The sequence below is a fragment of the Mucilaginibacter sp. Mucisp86 genome (genome assembly GCF_047324315.1).
Classification (GTDB): domain Bacteria; phylum Bacteroidota; class Bacteroidia; order Sphingobacteriales; family Sphingobacteriaceae; genus Mucilaginibacter.
On record NZ_CP168503.1, the window covers coordinates 1,331,384 to 1,344,976 of the forward strand.

The window sequence follows — 13,593 nt, forward strand, 5'->3', positions numbered from 1 at the left end:
CAACGATGAGGAATGCATCTAAAGGTGAATTTATTAAACAAACTAATCTTGAAAAACATGAACAACGAAACAACCTTCAGCCGCCGCCGCTTTCTTGGTATTACCGCACTAACAGTTGCAGCAGCAGAATTAGGCGGTCTCGGTTTGCTTAAAGCCGAAACCAGGCATACTGATTCATCAAACCAACAAAATAACCATTTGTCTACCGCAACCTTCGATACCATTAAACAGGTAAAAACAAGCCTGCTTGATATTGGGTATGCAGAAAGTGGCCCGGCAACCGGACAGCCTGTTATTCTGCTTCATGGATGGCCATATGATATACATAGCTATACTGAAGTATCAGCTATACTTGCCAAAGCCGGGTACAGGGTAATAGTACCTCATTTACGCGGGCACGGCACAACACAATTCCTTTCGGCACAAACTTTCAGGAACGGGCAGCAGTCAGCAATAGCAACCGATATAATCGCACTGATGGACGCCCTGAAAATAGACAAAGCAATTATCGGCGGGTTTGACTGGGGCGCACGTACCGCTAACATTGTGGCCGCCTTATGGCCCGAACGCTGCAAAGCAATGGTTTCGGTAAGTGGTTACCTGATAGGCAGTCAGGAAGCTAATAAAAAACCGCTGCCTCCAAAAGCTGAGTTATCATGGTGGTACCAGTTTTATTTTAGTACCGAGCGCGGCCGCATGGGGTATGAAGCCAACAGGCGCGATTTTAACAGGCTTATCTGGGAAACAGCATCACCCAACTGGAAATTTGATGATGCAACCTTTGCACAAACAGTGCCATCATTTGACAATCCAGACCATGTTGACATCGTGATCCACAATTATCGCTGGCGCCTGGGACTTGCCGAAGGTGAGGCAAAATATGACGAAATGGAAAAAAAGCTGGCAACTGCTCCTCCTATCATTGTGCCCACCGTAACCCTCGAAGGCGATGCCAACGGAGCCCCTCACCCTATGCCAGCCGATTATGCAGCCCGTTTTAAAGGTAAATATGCACACCATACCATTACCGGAGGTATAGGCCACAATTTGCCGCAGGAAGCACCCAAAGCCTTTGCCGATGCGATTATCGAGGCCGAAAGCTTTGCAAAATAACCCTGATGACGCAGAGCATCAGGGCCCTCTGCGCGAGACCCTGAGTAGACAAAAACAAAACGTACAAAGCTTAAAGCTGATGATTGATCATAAATTATAAAATCAATTAATAGGCTTTTATACAACATTCTCAAAATTGAAACACTAAATATAATGGAAACAATAACAGTAATTGACGTTACCAATAACGCGCAGATCAATATAGACAAAGTACTATACACAGGTAAAGTAAAAACAACCGGTGGCCGTGAAGGTGCATCCAAAAGTACCGACGGGCGTTTGGATGTAAACCTGTCGACCCCGGGCGGGCCGGGCAGCGGGACTAATCCCGAGCAACTATTTGCAGCCGGATGGTCGGCTTGTTTTATCGGAGCAATGAGACGTAACGCCGCAGGATTGCAAATTGCCATTCCAAATGATACCGCTGTTGAAGCCGAGGTTGACCTGGCAACAACCGGCGAGGGCAGTAACCTGGCCTTTAGCCTTCAGGCACGCCTTCATGTATATCTTCCCGGCCTTACAAACGAACAAGCTCAAACTGTTGTAGCAGCAGCACATCAAACCTGCCCATATTCAAAAGCCACACGTGGCAATATTAATGTTCATATTAGTGTTTCTGTTTAAGAGCAGGTGCAACAAAAAATATCAATAAACCGGCTACAATATACCCTTCAAATTCGGGTTATGTTGCAGCCGGTTTTGTTTGCGTCCCATTGTGGTGTCGTGCAGATTTAATTAATCATGAGTAAATCCCCATTTAACTACATTTAACAACGCTTATTTTTATCTAACACATACATCTTTCAGGAATAAATAAATAGCTTTATAACATCAATTAGTTATACAACCTTCCTTAACGCTATCGAACTATGAAAAAACTTTTGTTCCTGCTACTCGCCGCCTTTCCTGCATTTAGTTATGCGCAAAAAGATTCGATATTGGTACTATCAGATGTACATGTACACCTGGACACAACATGGAGTACCTTTTATCATACAGACACAGATTCCTCGCTCTTTTTGTCGGCCATCAACAATATTAAACCGGGGAAATACCCATTTATCATTATGCCCGGTGATCTGCTTAAACATAAAGGTCATAGCAAGCAGGTAATGAAAACAACGTTTGCCTATATTATTAAACATGTCCAGAACATAGATAAACGCGCGATCATGCTACCTGCATTAGGAAATAATGATTGCATGGCACATAATATACCCAACGCTGAGACTTATGACGTTTTCTATAAATCCCTGCTCAAACCAATCGATCAGAATGGGAAAATAAAAAAGACATTTTATAAAGGAGGGTATTACGCTTACGAAAAGAATGACCTGTCAATTATTGTATTAAACACGGTGCTTTTTATGAGTGAAAATAAAAACCTGGCACCGGCAGCGCAAGCTGAATTAAAATGGCTGGAATACAAATTAAGTACACTTAAACGCAATCAATCGGTTTGGCTCGTTTATCACGTCCCTCCGGGCATCGATCGTTATTCAAAATCGCCCTCATGGCAGGATAGCATTCAGTTGGCGTACACACGCATTATAAAAAAGTATGCTTCGCTTATCAAATTTCAACTGGCAGGGCATACCCATATGGCTGACGTTAAATTAATGATCAATAACGGAAAGCTGCTCTCCCCTGTTGTGATAGCCCCGGGCCTCGATACACGGAACGGAAATAACCCAGCCTACCAGGTGATGCATTATAATAAACAGGATAAAAAGATAAACGAGATAAATACCTATTATACCGATTCCATAAGTAATCTTAAATGGCATTCCTTTACTTTCAAAGATCTTGGTTTTAAATTCCTGCTGGATTGTAACCACGGCAGCAGTATAGGAACCGGGTTTGTTAAGCATTACACTATAGATAGAGGCACAACAAAGTCTGCAGACGGATCAACCATCGCCTGGAATGAAGATTTTTGCACGACATCGAAAATAGACCATTGAGGCTTCAATGAAATGAATATACTATTTTTTCGTCCACTCAAGGTCTCTCATAGATTTAAGTTGACCCACAAAATCAATGGTCAAATTGGGTAATGTGCGTGAGTTGAACCCCTCTGGGGTTCGGGAACGGGTGTGACGTTTGTTTCTACAAACCTTTTCCCCCTCTGGGGATTTTTATAATTTAATAAACAGGTATTAATTGCCCAGGGATAGGCGCACCAGAGTTATAAAAGGTTTGAAATACCCCTGGGTAAAACAAAACGCCTTGCTGATTAAACTACAAAACATTTTTGTGGGTTAACTTAAATGTGCGAGAGCTCCTGATGGGATAAGAACATAATTACAATTTTGAACTATCTTCAAATTGTTCACCGTTTACCAAATAAAGTTCACATCTCTCATTTTAGGGATTTCCTAAAACGAAAAGGTTCAATAGCTTTGCTATCTAACAAAGAAGAACAAATTACTATGGAATACACAAAAACCTATATTGCAAAAGATGAACATATAGACGTGCAGGAAATTATGGATGGTTTATATTATCCATTTTATATGGAATATTGCAGGCACGATTATATCAGGGAAATACTGGGCTTTGATTTTGAAATCGAAGCTAAAAACGGTATTTACATGGTACTATCAAACTATAGCATCAGCTTTTTGAGGTCATTAAAAAAGGGGGACGAATTTAAGGTTACCTGCACCCTTTATACCGATAAAGGTGGTTTACCAAAACTGCATTTTAAACAATCTATCATATGCAATAATAAGGTGATGACTAAAGCCCTGTTTACAGGCACCTGCGTACCGGCAACCGGGGGCAGACCCTATTTACCTGCATCAGTATTGGAAAAGATAAAAGATGCACCTGTTCTTGAAGACTAAACTCCTGCACCGTTTTATACAAAAAGAGGCTATCCTTATCGGATGGCCTCTTTAATATTTTATAGATTCATGTGCTTTGTAAAACCGGTTTTGCTTTGCAACGCCAGTTTGTTACTTTTTACAACGCAGCTGGCTTTGCGTATGCTGCAGGATAAAGTTTACGGAACATTACGTAAGTAACCGTTACCATAATAAATGCAACGATAGCATCTATGGTAGCAAGAAAATTGAGTACGGCTATTTTAGATAAAAAGGCAAATATGATATCGAAGAAAATACCGGCAAATACCCACTCTTTTAACCTAAGGAATTTGTTGGGGGTTAAAAGCACCGCAACACCTGAAAGCTTAGCAACACCAAGGATATAAATAAAGTGTGGAGGGTAACCTAATTTTAGGGTGATATCCCATACAAACTGGTTTTTGGTGAGTTCTCCAAATCCGCTTGCGGCAAACCATAATGAAGTTAATGCTGCTCCTATCCAATAGATTGTTTTTACTGTTTTTGTTGTCATGATCGTAGTTTTTATTTTGTTTGATGACTCAAAATTGTAGCAAAAACAGCAAAAACCTAAGTGCTTTCAGAGCGAACCAGACAAATGGACCTTCCATCCAGACAATCTTAAACCTGAATACGTTATATCATTGATTCACTTTGGCTTACAAACGTAAAAAACCCGCTTAAAAAAGCGGGGGCTGAATGAATGCCTTCTCTATGATATTAAAAAAAACAAACCTATTTGTTCAGCAACTTGACTCTGATCCCGGCATTAACAACGGCACCATCCAATGGGGCATAAATGTCTTTGAAGTTGGGGTTGGTTAAACTTCCGGTATAGATACCGGCCCACCTGGTTTGGCGCTGATCGGTCAGGTTTTCTGCATTTACGAAAATGTCGAAGTGCTTCCACATCTTCTGTACCAGTAAGCCAAAGGTGGTATAGCCCTTACCAGTGGTACCATCCGACAATAATTGCGGCGCGGTATAAAAACTCTCGGCACCAAAACGGCAAACACCTTCTATCTCATAAGTGGCATCAAAACTTAGTTGATTTTTGGGTGTTAATGTTTGCGGTATGCTTAAGCCGTTAAAATGAGTTTTAGTATCCGTATAGGTATACCCCAGGTAAAACACCAGTTCGTCCATCACCAGTTTGATATTGGTTTCGGCTCCCTTTGAGTTTAAATAGCCCGGGCCATTAATAAAACTGTTGTTTTGCAAAATGAGCGGCCTATTTACACGGGTAAAAAAGAACAATTGATTAACATTAATAAATGCTTCATCGCCCAGCGCACTACGGTAATTAAGATCACCGTTTAAACCATATGACTGCTCAGCCCGGGTAGCACCAATATTCAAGGGCTGAATATGCCTATAGCCCTCCTGTTCGCTTTCATCATTAAACAACGATGGCATCTTGTAGCCTAAGCCACCACCTAAACGACTGCTCAACCGGTCATTGACCTTAAATAAAGCGTTTACTCTTGGCAAAATAAATAAACCCGACGATGGCTTTGCAGGTGCGGGGGTATTGTCATCCAGCCTCAAGCCGCTCTCAAGCGAAAACCAGCTATTGGCCTTAAAGGTATTTTGCACAAACGCCCCTAAAGTTGTTAAATCATAATTGAAGCTGCTTTGTGATGGTTGCGCTGTAAAATGATCCGTAACTAAATTTACACCGGCTACCCATGAGGCTTTTTCGCCATTGCGTACGTAATTTAATTCGCTAAATGAAGATAATTGCTTCCCTTTAAAGTCGAACCCGGGCTCACTTAACGTCCGGTCGAAATAGCCAAGGGCGTTCTTAAAATTAATGCGGCTTTCCCCGTTTATTTTATGAGTAAAGGATAAATAGGTTGAGAAACGCGTTGTTTTATTACGCTCAAAATACTGATGAATACCATTCGGTTTGCCGTCGATCACCTGCATATCGCCGCCGAACCTGTTTTCAGCGGTTAGGTTAACCCCCAACCAGCCCGAATTACGGTCATCCAGGTACAAAAACACTTTAGGGTTAATGCTGAAACGTTTGGTTAAGGGTATGGCACTCAATCCGGTACCTGATGGGTCATACGCACCGTTATAGTTATAAGAACCAAAGATAGTTGTACCTATATGCTGCCATTTCCGGCTGTAATAGCCGCTTGCATCAGCACCTTTTGCACTTGTACCGTTAAGCATAAAAGTTAATTCCGGATCTTTTTCCGGCACTTTGCTAATCAGGTTAACTAAACCGGCTATGGCGCCGCCGCCATAAAGCGTGGAAGCTGAGCCTTTGATGAATTCAACCTGCCTTAAATTGAGCGGGCTGATCTGTAATAAGCTCAGATTACCGGAAAAACCTGAGTAAAGCGGCATTCCATCCTGTAATAACTGTGTATACCGGCTATCCAGGCCCTGGATACGAAAACTGGCATTGCCGCTTACCGCCGAAGTTTGTTGAACATGGATCCCTGTTGCTTCGCCCAGCAACATCTTAATATCACCAGGCCTCATGGTACTCTTTTCATCCAGCTCCTCTAAGGGCAGCGCTTCAATCCGGGTGGGGATGTCGCGCAAATTTTGGTTGGTGCGGGTAGTTTGAACAGTAACCTCCGCCAGCTCACCTCCCGACGGCTCTAACCCTATAATTAAAAGCTTTTCGGAGTGCTGTGCAGGAAAGCTGTAAACTTTTTCGCTTTTAGTAAAGCCTACATAGCTTACCTCAATCTCGTATTTACCATTGGGGATATTGGTTATGGTTATTAAGCCGGCGTTATCGGTGCTTACACTGATCTTCAAATCAGGAATGGTTACGGTAGCGCCTATTAATGCACTTTTTGTTTGATTGTTGATCACCTTTGCCACAAAGGTATTTTGTGCCATTACCCAATGCGACAATAGCATACAAAGAAATAGCATGAAAACTCTTTTCATGAATATATAAATAAGTTAGCCATGGCATAGCTATGGCTTGCATAAAAAATTGATGGATAAAAAAACAGAAAAACCGATCAGGCTATCGGTGGCCTGAAATACTGATCGCGGTATTCTGAACTATGATAGCGGGGACGATAAATTGGCTCATCAGCCAGCTGTTGTCCGGTATCGCTAAGAAACAAGATGGTATGCTGAAGGAAAAAAATTGACAATGTGGCCTGATGCTGAAACTGCAAAGCATTTTCATTCCTGGGCTTTGCGTCATTTGCATTGTTTCCGAAAAGCTCTTTGCCGTGAAGTAAATAATCACCTACAAAATCACATATATCCGGCTCACCTGCCTTTACCTCACAGTATGACCGGTACATTGCAGGCAGATCCTGCATGAGCGAAAAATCACTCAAGGGAAAAATGATGCTTCCTGCTAAAAAATAGCAGGCCAGCAAAATCCCGGTGATTGAAACCCTCATGGGGCAAAGATAACAAACCTAATATTTATTTCGGCTGATAGAAAAACTTGCAATAAACACAATATAATGCCCCCGGGGCTGCACATAATTCGAACCAACTGATGGAATAACAGAAGGGTTAGATTCAGTCCCTTTTGGGTTATAAAAAATTAATTCTTTACCCTGTTCTGCTCACTTTCGGCACCACTGGCATCGTGCTGTCGCTGGCCGGATATGGTTTTCCCAAAACGGTAACTAAGCGATATCACGCCGGTACGGGTGTCACCCAGGTTTCGCCAGTTAGCCTGGGTTTGATTTAAGTTATTGATTACGCCAGTGTTTTTAAACGTATAAAAAATATCATTTACCACCAGTTTAAGCGTAGTTTTTGCCGAAAGTTTTTTAGAAACAGCCGCGTTCACTTTGCCCCTGCTGCCCATTACAAATTGTGCGCTGGTAACCTTGCTCTGGTAACCGCCATCCAACTGAATTGTCCAGTCGTTAGGCAGTTTAAAGGTAAAGATAGGCCTGATGAAGAAATATGTGCCCTTACTATCCAGCAAACCGGTATAAAAATTACTTACCGAATGGATTTGGGATACCCTTCCGTTAATATGAAAGTTAAGCCATTTGGCAGGATCAAATGTACCATCGAACGAAAGCGTTTTGATAGTATAGGTGCCAATATTACCGGGGCGGCTGTAGTAAATACCGTCAACAATTTCAATGGTTTCTTCTACATCATCTCTCGATCGGCTGTAGCTCAACGTTGTAGTGAACCTGTTTTTATAAGTGTGTGCCAGCTCAAAGTTATCTGTAAATGTAGGCCTTAAGAAAGGGTTGCCGGTATAGTAGGTGAACTTATCAAGCGGTGAAAGAAACGGGTTAAGATCCTGATAATAAGGACGGTCAATACGGCGGCCATAGTTCAGGCTCAATTGGTTCCGGTTAGCGGTATCCAGCTTGTATTGCAGATAAATAGTGGGGAACAGGTTGGTATAATTGCGCTTAAAGGCCGAATCCAGCTTTTGAGCGTTGCCCAGTTGATGCCCGTTTGATATGGTATTTTCCATACGGATACCAGCCTGTACCGACAGTTGCCTATAATCCTTAGTTGCATTGATATAAGCGGCATTGATGTTTTCTTTGTAGATAAAATGATTGGTTTTGCTATAATCCGGAGTCATGGTCCCTCCAGCAGAATAAAAGTAATCGGCAATATTGTCTGTATGGGTATAGCTTGATTTTAAGCCGGCCGAGAGTTTCACACCATTTTTCAGCGGATGATCGTAGTCTGTCTTAGCCGAATAGATGTGAATATGCGCTGGAAGCATCCCTGTCAGTACCTCGTTGCCAATCAGCGTGCCATCGGGCAGGAAGCTGCTGTTGTTAAATAATTGGTTATTATTGGTGTAATAGTCGAGATAATCAAGATCTGCAGAAAATTCATGCCCGTTTTTATCAAACTGGTGGCGATAGTTCAGGTTGGCGCCTCCATTTTTAAAAGTGCCGTGTTGCTGATTATGGGCGATAATGGTTGAGTCGGGCTGATTAGCCGCATTTGAAAACTGACTGGTTACCGGGCTTTTGGTATTGTATGGATTGTAAATACCGGTAAGGTTAATACCGATAGTGCTTTTATCGGAGATATAATAATCGGCACCAATTTTTGCAAAATAATTGTAGCTCTTGCGCCTGATATAGGAGTTTTGAATAAAGTTAGAGGTAATATTACCTTGTGCATTTTCAAAGTGGCGGTTGATATCCAAATCGCTGAAACCGTTGCCATTATTGAAACTCAGGTTACCAAATATGTTTACCCGGTTGTTACGGTAATTAAAATTGAGGCTGTTATTGGTTTTGGCGTAGCGCCCCTGGGTATAATTAAGGTTAAGGCTGCCGTTGAAACCTTTAACCTTATTTTTCCTGGTGCGGATATTGATCACTCCGCCATTACCGGAAGCATCATATTTTGCGGGCGGATTTGGCATGAGCTCAATCTGGTCGATGGCAGCAGAAGTTAGTGATTTAAGGTAATTTTCCAAATCCGGGCCTGAAAGGTACGTAGGCTTATCATCTATAAATATAGTCACTCCCTTTCCTTGTAAACTTATGGCAGCATTTTGATCAACGATAACGCCCGGCGCTTTCTCCAATACTTCAAGCGCGGTGCTGCCGCTGTTGCTGATCAGGGCTTCGGGGCTGATGATCGTCCTGTCTATCTTTTGCTGTACAAAAGGCCTTTGCGCACTTACGCTTACTTCTTTAAGCGCCGTGCCTGCCATCTGCAAAATAACAGGCTCCAAAACTTTATCCTGCTCCAATTGCAATATGCCTGATTGATATCGTTTATATCCCATCATGGTAACCGATAGTTTATAACTGCCCGGTTTCACTTTGAAGCTATAAGCCCCTGAAGCATCGGCAATGGCAGTTTTAACCAGGGCAGAATCCCGGCCATTGAGCAGATAGGCCGTTGCGCCGTCCAAAGGTTTATTATCCGCACCCATCACTTTACCGCTAAGGTTAACGGCGATGTTTTGGGCCGATGCAAAAGTTGAGGCAATAGTTATCCAGGCGACTAAAAAAGCCGCAATTTTTATTTTCATCATAAGGTGTATGGTTAAGTTTTAAATGCTGATCATATGTTCATTTATGGCAATAGTTATCCTGCTCATGCTTTAGCGCATAAATCAATTACTGTCGATATTGTATTTGTAGGTTATTGCGGCTGATCGCCGGCTGCCGTTTGTTCAGAATAGTTGAACATCCAGGCCCAGCTTCCCTGCTTACCTTTTTCGGGTTGCTTTACGTATGCTTTCTTAAATTTCTGATAAATGTCGTCGGGTATCCTTTTGCCGTTAACAATAAACTCTGTATCGCTTAATTTAAATGAGGTTAGTTCATCGCGGCTATGAATAATACCTTCGGTAATGAGATCATCGGTTAGCTTAGCCCGGTTAGAATCATCATGATAAGCTTTGTAATTGGCCGGATAAGGATTAACAGCACTATAATTTGCGGCTGTGGTATTATAAGCCTTACTGCTTGCATCATAAGCACTCAATGTTGGTTTAAGGCTGCCAAGGTTTCCATTAAGCTTCCTTAAAGCTGGCTGCCCGGTCGTATTGCCGGCCGCCCAATTGGCATTTATTGGGGTTATCGGATCAGCCTGCCGGGCCCCCTTTGCTGCCTTTGCAACATAGGCAACAGGTGCAACTACCGGCTTGCGTTGCATTTCCTTATCAACAATAAGCAAAAAAGGTGCATATTCATCAGGCCGTATAGTTTTGCCATTAACCTGCATGGAGGTAATTCTTTCATATAATGAATTCACCTGGTATAATACACCATCCATCTTGAGCAAGCGGGTTTGTACACCGCCATTAGATAAGGTTAGGGAAGTATGGTCGCTAACCTCATCAGGCCGGTAGATCCTGAACGGCGAGGTATCATACTGTGTTTTATAGGAAGTATCCTTTGCCGCCGACGAAACCGCATGTACATTTTTTTCAACGCGTTTGCGCCTAACAGGATTAACCGGCGATTTTGTTTGCTTGCGAGGCGCCAGCGCCGCTTTACCGGCATGCACCATCTTGTGAACTAACTGATCTATGTTTTCCCTGTTTGAAAAAGCCGTTGTGAGCAGGACTGTCGAAACCAGGGCAACAGCCAGCATTGACCGTTCCATTACGTTCAACGATTGATTATTATTAGAAAGGATCCGCTTTACCCGACCCATCAGTTGATTTTTGCTGCCACTAAGCGCCATCGCATAAGCAGGCGCGGCCAATTGGTATTCCTGACAAGCCACCAGTGCTTTAATATAAGTGACTTTATTAGCGGTATGCTTAATCACAATATCGTCGCAGCAGTTTTCACGTTCGGCACGGATAAGCGAGACTATCCATAGTACAGCGGGATTAAAAAATAACACCACCTCCATCATACTTACCAACAGGTTCATGATATAGTCGCGGCGGCGGATGTGTGCTAACTCGTGCACCAGGATGGCTTCGATCTCTGCCGGGGGCATGGCTGTGATTAGCCCTGCCGGGATCAGGATCAGCGGTTTTAGATGACCTATAACCATGGGCACTTTGGCTATTCCCGATTCGGCAATGTTAACCAGGCGTTTAATACCTAATTGCAAAGCCAATTGTTTTACCCGGCTTTCCCAATCCTTGCTTACAGCCAGGATTTGACGGCGACGCAGATAGTAAAGGCCCTGTAAACCGGTCATTAACTGCAAGGTGCGCACCATCACCACCAAAAACCAGATAAAAACAATGCCATTAGAATGCTCATTTAAAAAACCTGAGATAGCTTTATAATCGCTTGGTTTTGAACCGGATTGAGGCTGCGCAATAACATTTGCATTGATGGTGATCTGCCGACCGGCTACTGACGTTGCCTTAAGCGCCTTTTCCTGGTTTAATTCGTATACAAAAGTGAATGCAACTGTGCAGGCAAAAATTGCCAGCCCCGCTATTAATAAATTATACCTGTTTGCCGGGCTCGAACGCCGGGTGCAAACTATAATGATACCCGCCAATGCAGCAAGTAATACGCCCTGCCACAGCGATTGGATCAGCGTACTGCAAAGTGCTTTAACCAGGTAATCGGGCATTGCTTTTACAATGGTAACATCCATAACGATTTGGTTTACTGAATTAGTTATTCTTCCAGTTTTTTAAGCAGGTCTTTGATCTCCTGCAATTCCTCCTGCGAGGTTTTTTTGTTCCCTAATAGCTGCATCACCAGTTTACCGGCCGAGCCTTTATACATGGTATCCACAAACTTATCCAGCAGATGCGCCTTGGTTTGCTGCTCCTCCTCTACTACACTGTATATGTGCTTCATCTGGCTTTCATCGCGTTTCAGGATACCTTTATCGGCCATGATTTGCATGAGCTTTAACGTTGTGGTGTAGTTTACACCCTTTTGCTTCAACAACTCATCATTTACCAAACGTACAGTTAAAGGGCCTTTTTCCCATAATACCTGCAGTATTTCGAGCTCAGATTTAGTGGGTTCTATCGGTTTGTTTGGTGTATTCATATCTATCTCCCAAACAAAGGTAGAAAAGTTTTCGTACGAAACAAATATTAGTTAGGAAATTTTTCGTAGGTTTAAAATAACAGGGCCATTAGCTGAAAGTTAATGATAACGAGGAAGTTTTAATGTCGAGCTTTTAGTATTCGATTAATGAAATTTCAAATCTATTTTAGTTTCGACACACTTTTTTATCACTCTGAAAGTTACGGGCATAAAAAAAGCCCCACAAACATGTGAAGCTTTTTCGCTCCTGAGGCTGGGCTCGAACCAGCGACCCTCTGATTAACAGTCAGATGCTCTAACCGGCTGAGCTACTCAGGAATCTAATCCGGTTGGGGATTGCAAAAGTATAATTTTCATTGATATTTCACAATTTTATTCAACTTGTTATTGACATCATATTACCTGTGCTAACAATTGAGCTACAAGCCGCTGAAAACATGCAGGTTTACTTCTCTCCCTATAGTTAAATCTTCCTATGCCAAAAACAATTAAGCTAACAGCGAGAACATTTATTGATCATTAGTGAATTTAGCAATTAACTCAGAGGCTTCATCAACAGCTACTGGGGAGAGTTTTGGATCCTCTCTGTTAAATACCTTTTTACATAATCTCTTAATTTTTCCGCTCAAGCGGTAATAAAGATATAAGAAAGAGATAATACAAATTAACAGGATAAAAAGTGTGTCTATTTCGAAATAAAAAACATCACTTTTTAAACTTTTGAAATCGTTAATCCACTTAAGTATTGCTGCGCCGATAATAATTAATGGAAAAATCAGTACGTATATCCAGTATATAAGTGTTGTTAGCCATGGCATGTCATTGAAATAAAACTTCCCTTCCCGTGTTATTACCGGACTGGTTAACTTTTGACACAATTGATCTTCCAATTGATGAATATATTTATATAACCGCTCAACTGTTGTATTAACCTGAAAATAAAGCATTGAGGCCCATAACAACGCAAACGTGATAATATTACTAATAAAATTAAAGTTGATATGAATGTCGCCTATTTTGTTTTTAATAACCACTGCAGCTATTTGTTTTGCATTATCCGGACTGGTTAATTGCAAGGAGAATACAGCTATTATAATAAGACAAGTTAGGGTATATGCAAACCTTTTTTGTAGTGCTTCCTTAATCTGATCGAACGTATCCTTATAATGTTCGTATAAAATTTCAAGAGACTTTTCTTCCAT

The 13,593-nt window shown here is 42.0% G+C and carries 11 protein-coding genes and 1 tRNA gene; 4 read left to right on the forward strand and 8 right to left on the reverse strand.

From position 1 onward, the window contains the following. Positions 1–57: 57 nt before the first annotated feature. The 4 genes from ACEN9X_RS05415 to ACEN9X_RS05430 all read left to right on the forward strand — a co-directional run bounded on the left by ACEN9X_RS05415 (position 58) and on the right by ACEN9X_RS05430 (position 3,962). Positions 58–1,113, forward strand: coding sequence for an alpha/beta fold hydrolase (locus tag ACEN9X_RS05415; RefSeq protein WP_413669435.1), 1,056 nt, complete (start codon positions 58–60; stop codon positions 1,111–1,113). A 153-nt stretch (positions 1,114–1,266) separates the two neighbouring features. Beyond that, positions 1,267–1,737, forward strand: coding sequence for an organic hydroperoxide resistance protein (locus ACEN9X_RS05420; protein WP_413669436.1), 471 nt, complete (start codon positions 1,267–1,269; stop codon positions 1,735–1,737). A 245-nt stretch (positions 1,738–1,982) separates the two neighbouring features. Further along, positions 1,983–3,077 carry a hypothetical protein gene (locus tag ACEN9X_RS05425; protein ID WP_413669437.1) on the forward strand — a complete coding sequence of 365 codons (1,095 nt, stop codon included), beginning with the start codon at positions 1,983–1,985 and terminating at the stop codon, positions 3,075–3,077. A gap of 468 nt (positions 3,078–3,545) precedes the next feature. Next, the gene (locus ACEN9X_RS05430) at positions 3,546–3,962 is read left to right on the forward strand and encodes an acyl-CoA thioesterase (protein ID WP_413669438.1); all 417 of its coding nucleotides are present in this window, start codon (positions 3,546–3,548) and stop codon (positions 3,960–3,962) included. 118 nt (positions 3,963–4,080) lie between these two features. Here ACEN9X_RS05430 and ACEN9X_RS05435 read toward each other — a convergent pair whose 3' ends face one another. The 8 genes from ACEN9X_RS05435 to ACEN9X_RS05470 all read right to left on the reverse strand — a co-directional run bounded on the left by ACEN9X_RS05435 (position 4,081) and on the right by ACEN9X_RS05470 (position 13,593). Continuing rightward, on the reverse strand, positions 4,081–4,476 hold the full coding sequence (locus ACEN9X_RS05435; RefSeq protein WP_413669439.1) for a DoxX family protein: 396 nt from the start codon (positions 4,474–4,476) through the stop codon (positions 4,081–4,083). Positions 4,477–4,697: 221 nt separating this feature from the next. Then, positions 4,698–6,878: a TonB-dependent receptor gene (locus tag ACEN9X_RS05440; protein ID WP_413669440.1), complete on the reverse strand. Its 2,181-nt coding sequence runs from the start codon at positions 6,876–6,878 to the stop codon at positions 4,698–4,700. 77 nt (positions 6,879–6,955) lie between these two features. Continuing rightward, positions 6,956–7,351 (reverse strand): hypothetical protein, encoded by a 396-nt coding sequence (locus ACEN9X_RS05445; RefSeq protein WP_413669441.1) that lies wholly within the window; start codon positions 7,349–7,351, stop codon positions 6,956–6,958. Positions 7,352–7,500: 149 nt separating this feature from the next. Beyond that, positions 7,501–9,942 carry a TonB-dependent receptor domain-containing protein gene (locus ACEN9X_RS05450; protein ID WP_413669442.1) on the reverse strand — a complete coding sequence of 814 codons (2,442 nt, stop codon included), beginning with the start codon at positions 9,940–9,942 and terminating at the stop codon, positions 7,501–7,503. A gap of 110 nt (positions 9,943–10,052) precedes the next feature. Continuing rightward, complete coding sequence (locus ACEN9X_RS05455; RefSeq protein WP_413669443.1) at positions 10,053–11,984, reverse strand: M56 family metallopeptidase; 1,932 nt, start codon at positions 11,982–11,984, stop codon at positions 10,053–10,055. 23 nt (positions 11,985–12,007) lie between these two features. Continuing rightward, on the reverse strand, positions 12,008–12,391 hold the full coding sequence (locus ACEN9X_RS05460; RefSeq protein WP_413669444.1) for a BlaI/MecI/CopY family transcriptional regulator: 384 nt from the start codon (positions 12,389–12,391) through the stop codon (positions 12,008–12,010). A 244-nt stretch (positions 12,392–12,635) separates the two neighbouring features. Next, positions 12,636–12,709: transfer RNA gene (locus tag ACEN9X_RS05465), tRNA-Asn, on the reverse strand. 191 nt (positions 12,710–12,900) lie between these two features. After that, complete coding sequence (locus ACEN9X_RS05470; RefSeq protein WP_413669445.1) at positions 12,901–13,593, reverse strand: hypothetical protein; 693 nt, start codon at positions 13,591–13,593, stop codon at positions 12,901–12,903.